The sequence below is a fragment of the Vibrio mediterranei genome (genome assembly GCF_013364395.1).
Taxonomy (GTDB): domain Bacteria; phylum Pseudomonadota; class Gammaproteobacteria; order Enterobacterales; family Vibrionaceae; genus Vibrio; species Vibrio mediterranei.
Genome location: NZ_JABXGK010000008.1, coordinates 1,152,367 through 1,171,921, shown reverse-complemented (window position 1 = coordinate 1,171,921; position 19,555 = coordinate 1,152,367). Strand labels below are relative to the sequence as shown.

Annotated in this window: 17 protein-coding genes; 10 read left to right on the top strand and 7 right to left on the bottom strand. The window is 44.4% G+C overall.

Translation table 11 applies throughout. The features are described 5' to 3' along the window. Positions 1-81 precede the first annotated feature (81 nt). Genes pstA through pstS form a run of 3 tightly spaced genes read right to left on the bottom strand, consistent with a single transcriptional unit; the run spans position 82 to position 2,941 of the window. The gene (gene pstA / locus HOP38_RS22340; protein ID WP_198559020.1) at positions 82-918 is read right to left on the bottom strand and encodes a phosphate ABC transporter permease PstA; all 837 of its coding nucleotides are present in this window, start codon (positions 916-918) and stop codon (positions 82-84) included. Then, positions 915-1,844: a phosphate ABC transporter permease subunit PstC gene (gene pstC, locus HOP38_RS22335; protein ID WP_198559019.1), complete on the bottom strand. Its 930-nt coding sequence runs from the start codon at positions 1,842-1,844 to the stop codon at positions 915-917. Before pstC ends, pstA begins: the two co-directional genes overlap by 4 nt. A 53-nt stretch (positions 1,845-1,897) precedes the next feature. Next, entirely contained in the window at positions 1,898-2,941 is a 1,044-nt protein-coding gene (pstS, locus tag HOP38_RS22330) for a phosphate ABC transporter substrate-binding protein PstS (RefSeq protein WP_198559018.1), read from the bottom strand. Between the two features lie 332 nt (positions 2,942-3,273). Here pstS and HOP38_RS22325 point away from each other — a divergent pair, with 332 nt between their 5' ends. Further along, positions 3,274-4,653 carry a sensor histidine kinase gene (locus HOP38_RS22325; protein WP_198559017.1) on the top strand — a complete coding sequence of 460 codons (1,380 nt, stop codon included), beginning with the start codon at positions 3,274-3,276 and terminating at the stop codon, positions 4,651-4,653. Beyond that, positions 4,650-5,282 (top strand): response regulator, encoded by a 633-nt coding sequence (locus HOP38_RS22320; RefSeq protein ID WP_031496042.1) that lies wholly within the window; start codon positions 4,650-4,652, stop codon positions 5,280-5,282. Before HOP38_RS22325 ends, HOP38_RS22320 begins: the two co-directional genes overlap by 4 nt. 159 nt (positions 5,283-5,441) lie before the next feature. Here HOP38_RS22320 and HOP38_RS22315 read toward each other — a convergent pair whose 3' ends face one another. Both HOP38_RS22315 and HOP38_RS22310 read right to left on the bottom strand, forming a co-directional pair. Beyond that, positions 5,442-6,719, bottom strand: coding sequence for an NAD(P)/FAD-dependent oxidoreductase (locus HOP38_RS22315; RefSeq protein WP_198559016.1), 1,278 nt, complete (start codon positions 6,717-6,719; stop codon positions 5,442-5,444). Between the two features lie 13 nt (positions 6,720-6,732). Next, a complete protein-coding gene (locus HOP38_RS22310) occupies positions 6,733-8,145 on the bottom strand; it encodes a glutamine synthetase family protein (RefSeq protein ID WP_031496044.1) in 1,413 nt (470 codons plus the stop codon). A gap of 236 nt (positions 8,146-8,381) precedes the next feature. On the opposite strand from HOP38_RS22310, the gene HOP38_RS22305 reads away from it, so the two are divergent. Genes HOP38_RS22305 through HOP38_RS22275 form a run of 7 tightly spaced genes read left to right on the top strand, consistent with a single transcriptional unit; the run spans position 8,382 to position 15,850 of the window. Further along, the gene (locus HOP38_RS22305) at positions 8,382-9,713 is read left to right on the top strand and encodes a glutamine synthetase family protein (protein ID WP_006069543.1); all 1,332 of its coding nucleotides are present in this window, start codon (positions 8,382-8,384) and stop codon (positions 9,711-9,713) included. A 60-nt stretch (positions 9,714-9,773) separates the two neighbouring features. After that, positions 9,774-11,138: an aspartate aminotransferase family protein gene (locus HOP38_RS22300; RefSeq protein WP_198559015.1), complete on the top strand. Its 1,365-nt coding sequence runs from the start codon at positions 9,774-9,776 to the stop codon at positions 11,136-11,138. Between the two features lie 58 nt (positions 11,139-11,196). Continuing rightward, positions 11,197-12,306, top strand: a complete 1,110-nt coding sequence (locus tag HOP38_RS22295; protein WP_006069545.1) for a polyamine ABC transporter substrate-binding protein — start codon at positions 11,197-11,199, stop codon at positions 12,304-12,306. 55 nt (positions 12,307-12,361) lie between these two features. Continuing rightward, positions 12,362-13,504: a putrescine ABC transporter ATP-binding subunit PotG gene (gene potG / locus HOP38_RS22290; RefSeq protein WP_031494535.1), complete on the top strand. Its 1,143-nt coding sequence runs from the start codon at positions 12,362-12,364 to the stop codon at positions 13,502-13,504. Beyond that, positions 13,501-14,418 (top strand): putrescine ABC transporter permease PotH, encoded by a 918-nt coding sequence (potH, locus tag HOP38_RS22285; protein WP_006069547.1) that lies wholly within the window; start codon positions 13,501-13,503, stop codon positions 14,416-14,418. The genes potG and potH overlap by 4 nt, the downstream gene beginning before the upstream one ends. After that, entirely contained in the window at positions 14,415-15,257 is an 843-nt protein-coding gene (locus HOP38_RS22280) for an ABC transporter permease subunit (protein ID WP_006069548.1), read from the top strand. The genes potH and HOP38_RS22280 overlap by 4 nt, the downstream gene beginning before the upstream one ends. 50 nt (positions 15,258-15,307) lie before the next feature. Continuing rightward, positions 15,308-15,850 carry a cupin domain-containing protein gene (locus tag HOP38_RS22275; RefSeq protein WP_006069549.1) on the top strand — a complete coding sequence of 181 codons (543 nt, stop codon included), beginning with the start codon at positions 15,308-15,310 and terminating at the stop codon, positions 15,848-15,850. A gap of 64 nt (positions 15,851-15,914) precedes the next feature. Here the strand turns inward: HOP38_RS22275 and HOP38_RS22270 are convergent, their stop codons facing one another. Next, complete coding sequence (locus HOP38_RS22270) at positions 15,915-17,402, bottom strand: aldehyde dehydrogenase (protein ID WP_198559014.1); 1,488 nt, start codon at positions 17,400-17,402, stop codon at positions 15,915-15,917. 17 nt (positions 17,403-17,419) lie between these two features. Further along, positions 17,420-17,968, bottom strand: a complete 549-nt coding sequence (locus tag HOP38_RS22265; protein WP_198559013.1) for a cupin domain-containing protein — start codon at positions 17,966-17,968, stop codon at positions 17,420-17,422. Positions 17,969-18,205: 237 nt separating this feature from the next. On the opposite strand from HOP38_RS22265, the gene aptA reads away from it, so the two are divergent. Beyond that, positions 18,206-19,552, top strand: coding sequence for an omega-aminotransferase AptA (gene aptA, locus HOP38_RS22260; RefSeq protein ID WP_006069552.1), 1,347 nt, complete (start codon positions 18,206-18,208; stop codon positions 19,550-19,552). Positions 19,553-19,555: the final 3 nt, after the last annotated feature.

Sequence of the window (19,555 nt, the reverse complement as noted above, 5' to 3'; positions counted from 1 at the left end):
TTGTCTCACAATCAAGAGTAGAAATGCAGCTTCCAAGAATGGATTGTTCGCTATTTTGAATTATGTTTGCAGTAGCCATACTTATGCCTTTCTCGCTTTTAGAAGTTTCGGCAAAGCTGTTGCCGTGATATTTACAATCAAAATAAAGGTGGTAACGATGAGAGCGCCCGCCCATGCCAGTTCTTGCCAAGAGGCGAAAGGACTCATAGCAAATTGATATATGGTGACAGGCAAGTTAGCCATTGGTTTGCTCAAATCAGTCGTTAAGAAACTGCTGTTCAATGAAGTGAAAAGCAGAGGAGCCGTTTCGCCAGAAATACGTGCGACAGACAGTAATACGGCAGTCATAATTCCGGGTCCAGCGGCTCGATATCCAAGCTGGGTGATGACTCGCCACTTCGGAGCGCCTAGGCCACTTCCTGCTTCTTTCAATGTTGGTGGGACCAAGCGCAGCATCTCTTCTGTCGACGCTACGATCACAGGCAACGCCAATATTGCTAATGCAATTGCACCTGCCCAGCCTGAATAACCTCCGGTTGGAACCACGACAACCGCATAAACAAACAAGCCAACTAGGATTGAAGGCGCACTCATAAGCATACCGTTTAGGAAGCGAATTGATTCGGCAACTTTATTGCCAGGCTGAGCCTCTGCTAACCATGTTCCAGCAAGTACCCCGATAGGTGTAGCTATGAGGATACCGATAGTGGTGAGCATTAAGCTCCCTAATAGAGCATTTTTGAGTCCACCATGACTGCCAGGACCTGGAGTAATCTCAGTAAAGACTGCCCATGTGATGCCTTTGATTCCTTCACCCACTAAGGTATACAGTACGCAAGCCAATACAAACACACCACATGCTGCAGAGAAGGTACAGAATGCGAGAAACAGCTGATTCTTTAGCTTTCTTATTTTCATGATGCTCTCCCTACTAGACGACGAGCAAATCCCATCACGAAGAACGTAATAAAGAAAAGTACAACGCCAAGCGCAATCAGTGATGCAATATGCGTTGGGTCGGTGGCTTCATTAAACTGCTGAGCGATTGTCGATGAGATTGATGCAGCAGGCATAAAGAAAGAAGTTTCAATACGGTTTGCACCCCCAATCACAAATGCGACCGCCATGGTTTCGCCTAGTGCGCGACCCAAACCCAAGATACCAGCGCTCACGGTTGCATTTTTCACTTTAGGAATCAGTACCTTGATAATCACCTCAAAAGGTGTCGCTCCGGTACCATAAGCTGCTTCTCTCAACACATTGGGGATAGACTTTAGTGCATCTCGTGTAAGTGACGTCATGATTGGTAAAATCATGAAGGACAGAATAATGCCCGCAGTAAGAAGTCCGATGCCAATAGGCGGACCATTAAACCAAGGTCCGATGATGGGGATTTCAATAAGGTGTTGACCAGCCCAGGTTTGGAAGCCATTTGAGAACCAAGGAGAAAAGACAAAAAGACCCCACATACCATAAATAATGCTTGGAATAGCCGCTAGCAATTCGATCGCTTTACTTACCGGTACGCTGACCCATTTAGGCGCTAACTCGGCGAGAAATATTGCTGTACCTAAGGCAATAGGGACGGCAATAATAATGGCAATTAGTGATGTCACTAGAGTACCGTAGATGGCTGAAGCAGCGCCGAACTGACCTCGAATTGGATCCCATACGTTATGGAATACAAAGCCCGGTCCGAATTCTTTAAATGCGGGCCATCCTCCATCAATGAGTGACAGTAAGATTCCAGAAAGAGTAACAAGAATAAGTAGGGCACTAGTAAAGCTCAATCGTTCGAAAATTGAGTCGCCATTTACTTTGTTGGATAAAGTTAAAGTAGTCATAATACTGGGAATACGAGCCTGAACCTCGAGAGGCTAGGCTCGTTAATAGTGAATTATTTAATAATGGCTTGATTGTTGGTTTTTAGACTTTGTTTCCAAGTGTCATTAACCATGCTAACGACTTTCTTCGGCATTGGAATATAGTCGAGTTCTTCAGCAGCTTTGCCTTGGGTATAGCTCCATTCAAAGAACTTAATAATCTCTTGTGCTTTCTTGGCGTCAGGTTGGTCCTTATGCATTAAGATGAAAGTTGCGGCGGTCATCGGCCACGAATCAGCTCCCGGTTGGTTGTTAAGAAGTAAATGATATCCTGGAGCGTCTTCCCAATCGGCGTTTGCGGCAGCGGCTTGGAAGGTTTTCATGGTTGGCATTAGATATGCACCATCGCGAGCCTGCATTTGTGTGTACGCCAAATCATTTTGTTTAGCGAATGCATATTCTACGTAGCCGATAGCACCACGAGTGCGCGTAACGAAGTTGGCGACACCAGCGTTACCGTTTCCACCAATTGCCGTCGTTGCCGAGGGCAATGCGATGTCTTTGCTTGCACCGATTTTTTCGTGCCATTCTGGGCTAACTTGATCAAGATATTCAGTGAAATTGAATGTAGTACCTGACCCATCAGAGCGGTGGACAACATAAATAGGTTGGTTCGGGAGCGCTATATCTGGGTTAAGTCCCGTAATAGCTTTATCGTTCCAGTTCTTGATATTTCCTAAGTAGATATCAGCTAATACTTTGCCTGTCAGTTTTAATTGACCTGCCTTGATACCTGGGAGGTTGATTACAGGGACAATCGCGCCCATGACCATAGGAAATTGAATCATGTCTTCTTTGTTCAACTCTTCGATGGTAAGCGGTGCATCTGTCGCGCCAAAGTCTACCGTTTTTGCTGTGATCTGACGAATGCCACCACCAGAACCGATAGCTTGATAGTTGATCTGGATACCCGTTTCCTTTTGGTATTGCTCAGCCCACTTTGCATAAATTGGATGAGGGAAAGTCGCGCCCGCACCGTTAATAGTGGTCTTTGCTGCCAAGCCGAATGATGCAGTGACTAACAAAGAAGACAAGAGAGCTGATCTGATAAATTTCACAATATATCTCCGATATAATTCGTTTAGTGTGGGCCATTAAAAAGGAGTAATACTTTTTAATGGCCCGGTTTAGTTTTGTGTTCAAATAAAACTAAGGTGATTGAAACTACTCAATCCATTAATCGGTATGTACCAATCAACAAAGCGGAGATTAAGAACCAAATATTACAGTTATATTAATCGAGTACGTGACAGTGCTATTTAACGCAAAGGTTTATATAAAGTGACGCCTATCTGATAATAAAACTTCACAACATTTTACTTGGTTGTTTTAGCATGTAATACTTCTATTAATAGGTAACTTAACGATGTGAATTAAAATATTACAAAGTATGGATGAATTACTTACTTTTTCGGTTTATTTGGTTTATGGACTCGCTTTCTTTGCGATCTTTTTCGCTATATTGTTCCGAGACCTGAGTCAAAGTCGTATTTCAATGGCATCGGCACTACCGACGCTTGCTGCGTTCGGTTTATTACATGGTCTGCATGAGTGGTCTGAGCTTTATCTTGTTATTTACGCTGACGACCTAGAAAGTGTCACGGGCTTAGCAACCTTCAAGGTCGCCAAGTTGTGGCTGTCGTATATTGCATTGGGTGCTTTTGCGTGGCAGTTGCTTTCAGTAACCACTTGGCGGCAGATAAGATGGATAAAAGCATTAGGTTGCGCTGCGTTTATCTATTTCATGTTCAGTGTGGTTATCCAGTACTGGGCGTTAAGCTATAGCGAATACCTGCAACTGATTGCCAATCAAGTTCGCTTGATTTTTGGCTTTGGTGCTGCTTGTTCAGCAGGGTTAGTGATGTATGTTTACGCGAATGAGCTTGAACACGAAGGGCATGGTGCTTCAAAACCGTTTAAATTAACTGGACTCGCATTAGTTTTATATGGCATATCAGCAGGACTACTTACTGCCGAGTTTGGTATCTGGGTGATAATACTGCGAACGGTTAGCGCAATACTCATACTCATCTTCATTTGGAGAGCTTTGCGAGTCTTTGATCGTGAACGAGATATACAGTTAGAAACTCGGCTTCAGCAGTTACTGCATGACGTGAAACTTCGTGAATTGGGAGAGCTATCGTCAGCCGTTGCCCACGAAATCAAGACACCACTCTCAAGTGCAACGATGGGCTGTGATATTCTTGAGCGTCAGCTACCTGAAAACGATGTATATCAACGCCAGTTGACGCGAATTCGTACTGGGCTTGAACGAGCTGCAGATATCAGTCAAGAAGTCCTAAATTACGCACATAAAAAGCCCGTATTACGAGAACGAGTGAACGTACAAGACGTGATTTACAATACATTTGAGCTTAATCGATTTCGACTTGATGGCACTGACTGGCAAGTAGATTGTCAACATGATTTAGAGGTAGTTGGTGATGCTCAAGCTTTGCAAGATGTAATTTCTAACCTGATATCGAATGCTTGTGATGCTAGAAAAGATGGGTTAATTATAACCTTTAAGGCCTATCAAGAGCAGTTGAACGCAGTCCTAGTGTTTAAAGATAATGCTGGTGGTATGAGTAAAGAGATCATTGCGAATGCTTGTAAGCCATTTTTCACAACGAAACCAAAAGGTGAAGGGACAGGGATGGGGCTTGCTATAGTGAATCAATTGGTAATGCAGCACAATGGGTCGATGAACCTCTACAACGAAGGTTGTGGTTTGACCGTAGAAATAAAACTTCCGAGATATTTGAAATGACACTGAGATTGTTACTAGCAGAAGATGACAAAGAACTGCAAGAAGCACTGATTGAAGCACTTAGCCTCGAGTCATTTGATGTCGTTGCATTTGATAATGCCGAAGATGCCATTGAGGCTGCATTGGTACAACACTTTGATGTTGCGTTACTCGATGTGGTGATGCCTGGTATAACGGGCATAGAAGCGTTATCAAGTCTTCGTCGAATTCACCCGAACATTGGCATAGTGATTTCTACGGCATTTGCGACGGTAGATGTTGCTGTGGATGCGATGAAAAAGGGAGCGGATGAGTTTCTTACTAAACCTTTTAACCTCACTACGGTTTCGACAACCTTGAAACGAATTCATGCTCAGCGATCTCCTAAGTCCCCTAAGCTAGAGCGGGATGATGATTTAGTGTTTAGCGCTCTGTCGAATCCTATTCGACGACAAGTGCTTAAACAATTACGACTGCATCGTAAAATGAAGTTCATGGATCTATGTCGAGTAGTGGGGGTAGAAGATCACACCAAATTCAATTTTCATTTGCGTCAATTAGTTAAAGCCGGGCTGGTGTTTAAGGGTGAAGGGAAAATTTATTCTTTGACCCAAATGGGGCTGCAAGTCCATTCAGGGTTATTAAAATAATGATGGGGGATTTAATTGATATAACAATTAAATCCCTAAGAAAAGCGTTATACATTATCTATCAAACTATGACGTTAATATAACTCAATAGGTTGTTGGTTAATTTAATATTCAAAAATCTAAAAAAAGGAGCTACTATCAGCTCCTTTTTTATCTACTTTATAAAAGGTCTCGAACTCTAAAATAAGACATGGCTAGAACCAACGCTGGGGTTCTAAACATTCGACCACCCGGGAAGGGCATGTGTTTGATTTTATCAAATATAGAGAATCGCTCTGCATTGGTCGCAATACACTCCGCCATTAATGTACCCGCCATACCTGTCGCGGCGATACCATGGCCTGAAAAACCTTGCGCAAAATAGACGTTTGGTTTTAGCCGGCCAAAGTGGGGGGCTCGATTCATAGTGATGGCGACGTTTCCTCCCCAAGCGTATTCGATTTTTGTGTCTTTAAGCTGTGGGAATATATCAAGCATCCGCGCGCGCATGGCTTTTTCTAAGTTAAATGGTGCGACGCCTGAATAACTCACCCTTCCACCAAATAGCATACGGTGGTCACCGGAACATCGGTAGTAATCAAGAACGAAGTTGATATCGCAAGCTGAGATATGATCTTGCATCAGCGATCCTGTTACTTCCTCGCCTAATGGCTCGGTCGCGCAAATATAAGTACCAACCGGCATTACTTTATTTTCGAGTTTCGATTCCAACCCTTCCATATAGGCATTACAAGCAAGAATGACGTGATTTGCTTTTACTTTTCCATCTCTAGTAAACAGCGTTGCCGGATCACCATGTTCAATCTTGTTTACTGCGCTATCTTCATAAAATTCCGCCCCAGCGAGTTTGGCTGCATTAACCAAACCTAAGGTATAGTTGAGCGGGTGTAAGTGGCCACTGTTACTATCAAACATTCCAGAGGTATACTTGGTACTTGCGATACGACTGGCAACTTCATCTTTGTCCCACATTTCTAATGATTCATAACCATAGTTTTCAGTTAAATCGTCATACCATGATTTTAACTCTTTATCGTGGCGTGGTTTCATACCCACATGAACCATGCCATCACGCCAGTCGCAATCAATGTTGTATTTTTTGATGTTCGATTTCGTTAACGCCAGCGCTTCGACAGAGATGTCCCAAAGCTTTTTGGCATCGGATTTACCGACTAATTTCTCAAGTGTGTCCTGCTCTGATGCCCAACCGAAAATGGCTTGGCCTCCACTGCGACCTGATGCCCCCCAGCCCACGCGGTTAGCTTCTAACACAATGACTTTAAAGCCTTTGTTAGCCAGCTCTAATGCAGCGGTGGCTCCGGTGATTCCGGAGCCTATCACACAGACGTCGGCAACATGTTCTCCCATAAGTTTGGGGAAATCGAAATGCTGATTTCTTGATGCTGCATAGTAAGAGTCTGTGTGTTTGACTTTCATTTTGTATCCTTACTTATTTGTACCACTGGTATTCTAATGGAGAGACTTGTGCTGAAAAGCGCGCCTGTTCATGTTTTTTATTGGCAAGATAGACTTTACAAAACTCTTCACCAAAACTGCTTTTCATAAACTGACTGTTTTCAAACTCATGGAGAGACATATCCCATGAAATAGGAAGCATAGGCAGTTCTAGTAGGGTCGCATCCCCTTCAATTGGTGCTGGTGGAGTCAGTTTGTTCTCTATTCCGTCGATTATTGATGCTAGCAATACTGCTACGGTGAGGTAAGGGTTTACGTCCGCGCCGGAGAGTCGATGTTCAATTCTTTTGTCTTCGGTACCGCTCGCTGGAATTCTTACCGCTACAGTACGATTGTCCCACCCCCATGTAGCGTGAAGTGGTACAAACATATTGGGTTGAAGTCGACGATAGGAGTTTGCATTGGGCGCAAATATTGCCATGCTATCCTCTAAATGAGCGAGAACACCCGCGATGGCATTGAGTAGTAGTTCTTCATTTTCACCAAATACGTTGTTGCCGACGTCGTCTTGCAGGCTAATGTGGACATGGCAGCCGTTACCAGCATACTCGGTGTAGGGTTTGGCCATAAAGTTGGCGTAGAAGCCGTGTTTCTTTGCCACCGCTCGCACTACACGTTTTAGCAGCATAGCTTGGTCACAAGCCAGAAGTACGTCGCTCGTATGTTTGAGGTTGACCTCGAACTGTCCAGGTGCGTATTCGGCGGTGATATTGTCGGCAGGGATATTTTGAGCGTTGCAGGTCTCAATCACTTCATCTAGAAACGCTTTAAACTCATCGAGCTCTTCGAGTGAGTAGACTTGCGTTTGTGTCATCCTTTCACCGCTTATCGGCATCAATGGTGGTTGCGGGTTACCCGCTTCATCGGGCTCAAGGTCTTGTAAGTAAAACTCGAGCTCAACGGCTATACAAGGCTTAAAGCCTTTCGTAGCTAATTTGTCTAGCTGTACTTCTAGTACGTGGCGAGGGTCGGCAAAAAACGGTTGATTGGATGTGGGTTCAAACATAGTCACAATGGCTTGAGCACTGTTTTCCTGCCATGGTGTAGTAACCAAAGAACTTGTGACCATACGACAAATTCTGTCACCATCGCCTTTTTCGAAACCTAAACCAGTTTCTTCTACGGTTTCTCCACAAATATCTAAGGCAAATACAGAAGCCGGAAGACAGATACCTTGCTCTAGTACCTTATTTAGTTGTGATAAAGGAACGCGCTTACCTCTCACTACGCCGTTCATATCGAACAATATGAGATCCAACGTTGTCACGTCAGGGTGGTGTTCAATAAATCGTTCAATTGTTAGCTTATCGTGACTAACCTGTATTGGTTCTATGTTGTCAGCACTGTTTGAAAGTTGACTTGTTCCCACTGTGGCTCCTCCACTTATCTCCAACCTATCCATGTATAGCAAGCCTTTGTTTTGAATCTTGCGCCACTGGTTGCTTTTTAACCATAGACATAATGTTCAGTAAAAGACAACACAAATGTATATAAAATGTTAATCGGTATCTCAAAAGTTACAAAATAATTAACATATTTGTTTGACAATTGTACAGCTTGCTGCCAATCCTAAATGGAGCTTATTGATAAATTCGTTGAGCAATTTTTGAAAAAGAAGGATTTATGGAAACGATTAGGAAATGGATAGAAGAGAACCGTATTACTGAAGTTGAGTGCCTGATCCCCGATATTACAGGCAACGCGCGAGGCAAGATTATGCCTGCGAAAAAATTCCTTCGAGAAGGGGGCATGCGTCTTCCCGAAGTGGTTTTTTTCCAGACTGTAACCGGAGACTGGCCAGACGATGAAAGTATGATCGACCTGACAGAGAAGGATATGACTCTGGAGCCTGACCAAAATACCATTCGTTTTGTTCCATGGACAAAAGAGCCTACCGCTCAGGTTATCCATGATTGTTTTACCGTCGATGGAGACCCGGTAGATATCTCACCGAGAGCCGTGCTACGTCGAGTGCTAAACCTCTATGCAAAAGAGGGGTGGCAACCTGTTGTTGCCCCTGAACTTGAGTTCTTTCTGGTACAGAAGAATCTAGATTGGGACTATCCATTAGAGCCGCCAATTGGTCGAAATGGACGCCCTGAAACAGCTCGTCAGTCTTTTAGTATTGATGCAGTGAATGAGTTCGACCCTATTTTTGAAGACATGTACGACTACTGTGAAGCTCAAGAATTGGACGTCGATACTTTGGTGCATGAATCTGGCGCTGCACAAATGGAGCTGAACTTTGACCACGGTGAGCCTCTCGATAGAGCAGACCAAGTGTTCTTATTTAAACGCACTGTACGTGAAGCAGCTTTAAGACATGATGTGTATGCCACCTTTATGGCAAAGCCAATGGAAGATGAGCCTGGTAGTGCAATGCATATTCACCAGAGTTTGGTGGACAAAAACGGAAAAAACCTGTTTGCCAATGAAGATGGTACTAACAGTGACCTTTTCTTGAATTATATCGGCGGTATGCAGAAATACACGCCAGCGGCTATTGCGTTCTTCGCGCCTAACGTGAACTCCTATCGCCGTTTAGTATTTGGTGACTCTGCACCAACGAATGTGGCTTGGGGTGAAGATAATCGTACTGTTGGATTACGTGTGCCTATCTCTGATAAAGAGTCTCGCCGTCTTGAAAACCGCTACGCCGGCGCGGATGCAAACCCTTATCTCGCCATGGCATTGACGTTGGCATGTGGCTACTTAGGTATGAAAGAGAAGCTTACACCAACGGAAAAAAGCACAGGTGATATGACCACTGAGCCATACTCACTTCCTCATAACCTAGAAGACGCTTTGGTGTTGTTAGAAAACAGTGACGAGCTGAGAGAAATTTTAGGTGACCGATTCGTATCTGCTTACGTAGCCATCAAACGTAAGGAGTACAGAACGTATTTCCAAGTCATCAGTTCTTGGGAAAGAGAGTTCTTATTATTGAACGTTTAATACAGGCAACGCTATAGAGAAAAGCAAACCCGTTAATACAGCGAGAAATGGAATTAAGTTATGTCAAAACAAACTGGGTCTAAATGGATTGAACAAGATAGTGCACACTGCTTGCACCCATTTACCAACTTTAAAGCACTCAACGATAAAGGCTCACGCGTTATTACCCGAGCGGAAGGCATTTATATTTACGACGAAGATGACAACAAAATCCTAGATGGAATGGCTGGATTATGGTGCGTCAATATGGGCTATAACTGCCAGCCACTTATCGAGGCTGCGACGAATCAACTTCAAGAGTTGCCTTACTACAATTTGTTTTTCCAAACCACTCATCCGCCAGCTGTAGAGCTTTCAACTTTGCTTGCCGAAGTAGCGCCTGAAGGCATGAACCACGTGTTCTTTACCGGTTCAGGTTCAGAGTGCAACGACACCGTGGTTAGAATGGTGCGCCATTACTGGGCAAGCTTAGATAAGCCAAATAAACAAACCATTATTAGTCGTAAGAATGCATATCACGGCAGTACGATGGCAGGGGCAAGTCTAGGTGGTATGGCATTTATGCATGCCCAAGGTGGTCTACCACTACCGAATATCGTTCATATTGATCAACCTTATCATTTTGGTGAAGGACAAGGGATCGACGCGAATGAATTTGGTCTAGAACGTGCGCAGCAGCTTGAAGCCAAAATCCTAGAACTGGGTGAAGACAATGTCGCTGCGTTTATTGCGGAACCTATTCAAGGTGCAGGTGGCGTTATTATTCCGCCTGACAGTTACTGGCCTGAAATTCAACGTATCTGTGACAAGTATGAAGTCTTACTTATTGCTGATGAAGTCATTTGTGGCTTTGGGCGCACCGGTGAGTGGTTCGCAAGCCAAACATTCAACATCAAACCTGATCTGATGTGTATGGCGAAAGGCATTACTTCAGGGTATTTGCCACTTGGTGGTGTAATGGTTCGAGACCATGTCGCACAAGTGTTGACAGACGCAGATACTGAATTCGCTCATGGCTTTACCTATTCGGGTCACCCAGCGGCATGTGCAGTTGCTATCGCCAACATTAAAGAGATGCAAAAACACAATATTGTTAATCGTGTGCGTGAAGATATTGCTCCGTATTTTGCTTCTCGTTGGAATGAACTTCTTGAACACCCAATGGTGGCAGAAGCTAGAACGAAAGGACTGGTCGGGGCTATTGAATTAGTGAAAGACAAGACCACCAATGAGCGTTTTGACAAAGAACTCGATGTCGGTACTCGATGTCGCGAACACTGCTTCGCCGCGGGTGTCGTGTTGCGAGCCGTTGGCGACACCATGATCTGTTCACCACCGCTTATCATTACGCGTGCAGAAATTGATGAGTTTATCGAAAAGGCAAAAATCGCCTTAGACAACACACTCGCCGACGTTTCGCAGTAGCCGACGAGATTTATACCCAAAGGTATTAACCAAAGAGCAAACAGGAACGGAGATCCAAATGGAGAAAACAAAAGCATGCTTCGGTATCGCGTTAGGGATGACGATAGGACTTAGCTCAATGACATCCTATGCGGCTGAGGAAAAAGTGCTCAATATCTACAACTGGTCAGACTATATCGCGGAAGATACGATTAAAAAGTTTGAGGAAGAGACAGGCATCAAGGTGGTTTACGATGTGTTCGACTCAAATGAGGTATTAGAGGCGAAGATATTATCTGGTAATACAGGCTTTGATTTAGTCGTGCCAAGTAATGACTTTCTGGGCCGTCAAGCCAAAGCTGGCGCGTTCCAAAAGCTGGATAAGTCAAAGCTAACTAACTACAGCAACCTAGACCCTAAATTAATGGGAATTCTGGCGGACACTGTCGACCCCGACAACGCTTACTCTGTGCCATATCTTTGGGGCACAACGGGCATCGGTTACAACGTTGCTAAAGTGAAAGAGGTCTTGGGTGAAGACGCGCCAGTTGATAGCTGGGATTTAGTATTCAAACCAGAAAACATGGAGAAACTTTCTAAGTGTGGTGTTGGTTTCCTGAATGCACCGACAGAGATCATGGCAGCGGCGCTGAACTATATAGGCAAAGATCCAAACAGTACTGATCCTAACGCTTATAAAAAAGATGCGCTTGCACTGCTTAAGCAAGTTCGTCCTTATGTAACCTATTTCCATTCATCACAATACATCAATGACCTAGCTAACGGCGATGTATGTGTAGCAATTGGTTGGTCAGGCGATGTGCTGCAAGCGGCAGATCGTGCAGCTGAAGCAGATAATGGCGTAGAAGTGGCGTACTCGATTCCAAAAGAGGGAGCGCTTGCCTGGTTTGATTTAATGGCGATTCCAAAAGAAGCGAAGCACCCAGAAAACGCTCACTTGTTTATCAACTATCTACTTCGTCCAGAAGTGATTGCTGAAATCAGTAACTATGTTTGGTATGCGAATCCAAACCCACCATCACGAGAGTTTATTGACGCAGAAATCTTGGAAGATCCAGGAATCTACCCAACAGAAGAAGCGCAAGCGAAGTTATATAGCTCAAAGATGTTACCGCATAAGACATCACGTGCTATGACTCGCGCTTGGACGGATTTCATTAAGAACTGATCAAACCCTAATTTGGCGACTCGTTTTGAGTCGCCAATTTTGCTTGGAGACTACCATGACAGTGATGTCACTTGATACAGAACTCAATCACCAACATGTTTCGCCGGTGCCACCAAAACCATTATTAGAAATCCGAGGACTGACGAAGGACTTCGGCGGCCATCTTGCGGTAGATAACATCGATCTTACGATCAACCAAGGTGAACTGTTTGCGCTATTAGGCGCGTCGGGGTGCGGAAAATCAACCCTGCTACGAATGCTCGCTGGATTTGAACAACCAAGCGCAGGACAGATTATTCTTGATGGTGAAGATCTTGCCGATATCCCTCCATACAAACGACCTGTCAATATGATGTTTCAGTCCTATGCACTGTTTCCTCACATGACCGTAGAAAAGAACATTGCGTTTGGGTTAAAGCAAGACGGTATGCCAAGCCAAGAAATTGCTAGTACCGTTAAGCATATGCTTGAGCTGGTCAGAATGACAGATTTCGCGAAGCGTAAACCGCACCAATTATCTGGCGGTCAAAAACAACGTGTTGCACTCGCCAGAAGCCTAGCTAAAAAACCAAAGCTACTTTTGCTAGACGAGCCAATGGGTGCACTGGATAAAAACTTACGCGAAAAAATGCAGCTTGAGGTGGTCGACATACTGGAAAGTGTGGGTGTTACCTGTGTGATGGTCACGCATGACCAAGAAGAAGCGATGACCATGGCAACACGTATCGCCATTATGAACAAAGGCCAGTTTGTGCAAATTGGTTCTCCAGAAGCTATTTACGAGCATCCGAACTCGAAGTTTGCCGCGAAATTCATCGGCTCGGTCAATATTTTTGAGGGTGTTCTAGAAACCAATCTTAGCGATAAATCGACGGTTCGAACCCCAGACCTATCGAATGTGATTACTATTAATCATGGTATTTCAGGTGCTCCGGGTATCCCTTTGATGATAGCTGTTCGACCAGAAAAAATGACGCTATGTGACCATACCCATCACTCTAGTAATTCTTGTAGTGGGGTGGTGGAAGATATCGCCTATATGGGCAACCAATCCATTTACCATGTTCGTTTGGATTCCGGCAAGTTGGTCACTGCAACGCTACAAAACACGAGCCGTGTGAGAAAAGGTATGCCAACGTGGGAGCAAAGAGTCAATCTTTGCTGGGACATGGAAAGCTGCGTGGTACTGAAACTATGAAGAAACAAGCCAAACTCAATATTTGGCGTATTGTTCCCACGCCAAAGTGCTTATTGCTTGCTGTTCCCTACGGATGGTTACTGCTGTTCTTTCTATTGCCGTTTCTAATCGTATTCAAAATCAGTTTTGCTGAAGCTCAAATATCGATTCCACCTTATTCTGAATTGCTTAGTTATGCTGAGCAGCAGTTGCAGCTATTACTCAACGTCGGCAACTATCAATATCTGATAGAAGATGACTTATACGCGTCGTCGTATTTACAGTCGATTCGTATTGCACTTATCTCTACATTACTTTGCTTAGTGATTGGTTTTCCGATTGCCTGGGCTATTGTTCATTCGAAGCCGTCAACTCGAAATGTATTATTAATGCTGATCATATTGCCATCGTGGACCAGCTTTTTGATTCGTGTTTATGCTTGGATAGGAATACTTAAGAATAACGGCCTTCTGAACAATATGTTGATGACCTTTGGTGTTATTGAGGAACCGCTAAAGATATTGCACACAGATACTGCAGTTTATATTGGTATTATCTATACCTACTTACCCTTTATGGTTTTGCCTCTTTATACCGCATTGATGCGAGTGGATTACTCCTTACTGGAAGCGGCAAGTGATCTCGGGGCGAAACCAGTAACGACACTATTCACGGTTCTCGTACCATTGACACGTGCCGGTATTATCGCAGGGTCGATGTTAGTGTTCATCCCTGCTGTGGGTGAGTTTGTTATTCCGGAACTACTTGGCGGGCCTGATACAGTATTGATTGGTAAAGTCTTGTGGCAAGAGTTCTTTAACAACCGAGATTGGCCAGTCGCTTCGGCGGTAGCTATCGTAATGTTGCTTATTTTGATGTTGCCTATCTTATGGTTCCATCGTTATCAAAAACGTGAACTGGAGGCGCAAGCATGAACGACATTCCGGTCTATAACAGTAAACTGAAGTGGTGCATTTTGGCGGCGGGTTTTACCTTTCTTTATCTGCCAATTTTGATTCTGATTGTTTATTCATTTAACGAAAACCGATTGGTTACGGTATGGTCCGGTTTTTCGTTTAAATGGTATTTTGAGCTACTAGAAGATGATTTGCTCATGGGCGGTGTGAAGCTGAGTCTGATGATAGGCTTTTTATCAGCCAGCGCGGCTGTTGTTCTAGGTACTATTGCTGCATTTGTATTGAACCGCTTTGGGAAATTTAAAGGGGAAACTGGGTTTGCCTTTATGATCACGGCACCCTTGGTTATGCCAGAGGTTATTACAGGTCTTTCTCTACTATTGTTATTCATTGCGATGGGACAAGTGTTTGACCTGTTTAGCCAGCGAGGCATGATGACCATTTGGATTGCCCATGTAACTTTCTGTACGGCTTATGTCACGGTAGTAGTGAGTTCTCGACTTCAAGAAGTCGATCGCTCTATCGAAGAAGCTGCTATGGACTTGGGCGCACCACCTTGGAAAGTGTTCTTACAGATAACGCTGCCTTCGATTGCACCCGCTATTTTGGCGGGATGGTTATTAGCGTTTACCTTGTCATTAGATGACTTAGTGATTGCGAGCTTCGTATCTGGTCCAAGTGCGACAACATTACCTATGGTGGTATTCTCAAGTGTCCGTTTAGGTGTTAGCCCTAAAATCAATGCATTAGCAACACTGACCATATTAGCAGTGTCTTGTGCCACGTTTATTGCGTGGTGGTTGATGGCGAAGGCGGAAAAGCGTAGGCTGCTTGAAATGAAAATGAGTCAACAATAGTTCAGCAAGTGGTTGATGCTAAGTAATCGGTTCTAATTTGGGAGAAAGACATGGATGTAGGTAAGCAACTAAAAACAATTCGTACCATGCGTGGGATGTCACAGCGTGAACTTGCTAAACGAAGTGGTGTAACCAACTCCATGATCTCTCAAATAGAACAGAACTTAGTAAACCCGTCCGTTGGCTCTTTGAAAAAGATCCTCGATGCTATACCAATCTCAATGGGAGAGTTCTTCACCCTCGACGTTGAGCCTAAAGATGACATCTTCTTTAGTGCAGAACAGATGGCGGATTTAGGGGATGGACAGATAAAAATGTTGCTAGTTGGTGCAAAGCGAGAAGGTCGCCAATTAGCAGTCTTAAGAGAAATCTATCCGCCAGGCTCAGATACGGGGACTGACTTCATCGAGCATGATGGAGAAGAGGGCGGTGTCATTATTCGAGGAGAAATTGAGATTACGGTTGGCAGCCATACTAGAGTATTAAAGGCAGGTGACTCGTATTACTTTGAAACTCGCAAACCACATCGCTTTCGTAATAAAGGAAAGGTCGAATGTGAGCTTATTAGTGCGGCGACACCTCCAACTTTCTAAAGTCTTTGAATAAAAAAATAGCGAAGCATGAGCTTCGCTATTTTTCTTGTGTTGAAAGAGAACTCTAGTCTAATTCAATCCACGTCGATTTCACTTCAGTGTATTTATGCAGAGCATGCAGCGACTTATCACGACCGTTACCACTTTGCTTGTATCCACCAAACGGCATGGTCATGTCACCGCCATCCCAGTTGTTCACGAATACCGTTCCCGCTCTTAATGCACGAGAGCATTTAATGGCTGTTGACATGTCAGATGTCCAAATACCTGCCGCCAACCCGTATTCGCTATCGTTAGCAAGTTGGATCGCTTCATCAATCGAGTCAAAACTGGTAACACATAGAACGGGCCCAAAAATCTCTTCTTTATAGATGCGCATATTGGGTGTGACATCAGTAAACAAAGCGGGTTGAATAAAGAAACCATCGGTGTTGCTCATTGCGGGCTTACCACCGTAAGCTAGTGTTGCTCCTTCTGTCTGACCAATGTCGATGTAACTTAATACACGCTCATACTGTGCAGCATCAACTATCGCACCGACCCGTGTATCATTCTCAAGAGGATCGGCAGGCTGCCAATTCGCCATGTATTTCTTAACCAGTTCAATAAACTCATCTTTAATAGAGGAATGAACCAGAAGTCGTGAACCTGCTGTACACACTTCCCCTTGGTTGTAACAGATAGCAGAGGCGGCTGTTGCAGCAGCTTTTTCTATATCTTTAACGTCGTGATGTACAATGTGGGGGCTCTTGCCGCCACATTCCATAAATGCACGTTTTAGGTTGGATTCACCCGCGAAAGATAACAGCTTTTTACCTACGGCGGTTGAACCAGTAAAAGTGATACAATCGACATCGTTGTGAAGCGCTAATGCTTGTCCTGCCTCATGGCCAAAGCCAGGGAGCACTTGAAACACTCCGTCTGGAATACCTGCTTGTTTGGCCAAGTCGGCGAGCAAAATGGCGGTGAGAGGTGATTTCTCAGAAGGCTTCACAATAACTGAATTACCGGTTGCTAATGCGGGCCCAATCTTCCAAGCCGCCATAACAGTAGGGAAGTTCCAAGGTACGATTGCCGCAACGACACCTAGTGCTTCGTGAGTCACAAGTGCTAATGCTCCTTCTGTTACTGGGGCAACTTCATCATAGACTTTGTCTATGGCTTCTGCGTTCCATTGAATGCAGCGCGCGGTAGCCGGCGCGTCATATCCCATTGCATCTGATATCGGCTTACCCATATCGAGTGATTCGAGAAGGGCAAACTCTTCTTTATGTTCGTCAATGAGCTTAGCGTAGTTAAGTAGGATCGCTTTACGCTCTGCCGGTGGTAGACCACACCAGACACGGCTCTCAAACGCTTGACGAGCAGCATTTACTGCAAGCTCGACATCTTTATCTGTGCAGCGGGCGACATGCGCCAATAGGTGACCTGTTGCTGGGTTGATGATTTCAAACGTATCGCCGGAGACTGAATCAACAAAGTGTCCGTTGATAAAGGCCTGAGTACGAAAACTCAACGCTTCGGCTTTATCATGCCAAGTCATAGTGTCCATATTGTTTACCTTCTTCCTTAAAAACTGGCTGGTGAGTTTGCACTGACAATGATGCAATCAATATCAGAAGTATTTCTAAATCGGTGAGTACGTGTACTGTCGAAATAATAGCTGTCGCCTTCATGTAGAACGACGACTTCACTGTCGACCGTGAGCTCCAACTCGCCTTGGACAATAACACCGCACTCTTGTCCTTCGTGAACGAGCATCTCATCTCCAGTGTCTGCACCTGGAGCGAGTGTTTCTCTCAACATGCCAATTTGCCTGTCGTCGTGATAGTGACCTATCTGGCGATAGCTGATCTTTCCTCGGCCTATTTCTGGTTGTTGCTGTTTGCGTGAAAAAAACTGATCAGGCTTTGGTTCATCAACCGCAAAAAACTCCGCCATAGATGAAGGGATCTTGCTAAGTAGTTTACTCAGCGACGCGACAGACGGGCTTACGGCGTTACTTTCAATCTGAGAAATGAATCCATTGGTCACGCCGGCTCTTTTGGCTAACTCACGCTGTGATAAGCCTGCACGTTCTCTTAGTGCTTTAAACCTTGGTCCTATTTCTGTTTCCATTGGGCGAAATCTCCAACTCTTCCCTTTGTGATTAGTAAACTAAACACAATCCTAGCTCACTAAATAGAAAAAACCAGCAAATGTTTATAATTTAATCATTGAATAGGCAAATAAAACGTTCTATAGTCAATTTTGTTCATTATTTAATAACATTGCATTTACATACTGTGGTTCAAGTGTTTAGCGGTGTTTAGTAAAAGAAACAATGCTGTTCAGTATTTTTAGTTGGAGTGCACGATGCAAGGTATAAACAAGCAAGGTACAACTAGTTCAGGAAATATGGATGCTTTTTGGATGCCATTTACTGCTAACTCGCAGTTTAAATCAGCGCCACGCATGTTAGTTTCAGCTGAAGGGATGTACTACACGTCAGAAGATAAACGCAAGATACTCGACGGTACAGCAGGTCTATGGTGCTGTAATGCAGGACACGGGCGTCATGAAATCAGTGAAGCGGTGGCGAGTCAGATTCACAATCTGGACTTTGCGCCAACATTTCAAATGGGTCATCCATTGCCATTTGAATTTGCTGAGTCACTCTCAGAAATCGCTCCATCAGGTTTGAATCGCGTATTTTTCACTAACTCAGGTTCTGAATCTGTTGATACCGCACTAAAAATTGCGTTGGCTTATCAGAGATGCATCGGACAAGGGACTCGTACACGCCTAATTGGTCGAGAGCGTGGTTATCACGGTGTCGGGTTTGGTGGTATTTCGGTAGGCGGAATTGTTAATAACCGCAAGACATTTGGCAGTCTGTTAACTGGTGTCGACCACCTTCCGCATACATTGAGCATTGAAAATAGCGGCTTTAGCAAAGGGCTACCTGATTACGATCCCGGCTGGGCGGAAAGCCTAAACAATATCGTTACTCTGCATGATGCGAGCAACATTGCTGCGGTTATTGTTGAGCCGATTGCGGGATCTACAGGGGTAATTCTTCCTCCTAAAGGTTACCTGAAACGTCTTCGTGAAATCTGTACCCAACATGGCATTCTATTGATATTCGATGAGGTTATTACAGGATTTGGTCGCATCGGCAGTCCTTTTGCAGCGCAAGAATTCGACGTCAAGCCTGACATTATTACTACCGCTAAAGGCTTAACTAATGGTGCTATTCCTATGGGAGCCGTTTTTGTCAGCGACGAAATTTACCAAGCGATGGTGGCTCCAGATAGTCAAGCTATCGAGTTGTTCCATGGCTACACCTATTCCGGCCATCCAGTAGCCGCAGCGGCTGGTTTAGCGACACTAGATATTTATCGCAATGAGAATCTCTATACACGAGCGGCTGAGCTCTCAGATTATTGGGAGCAAGCGGTCCATAGCTTGAAAGGGCTACCTCACGTAAAAGACCTTCGCAATTATGGTTTGATTGCTGGTATTGAGTTAGAAGGAATTGCGGGTAAGCCAGGATCTAGAGCGTTCCAAGTCTTTACCAAATGTTTCGAGAAGGGCGCTCTGATTCGTGTCACTGGGGACATCATCGCGCTTTCTCCGCCGCTGATTATTGAGAAGCAGCATATCGACGATTTATTTACTCTGATTGCAGACGTTTTGCAGAATATTGATTACAAGGAATAAGAC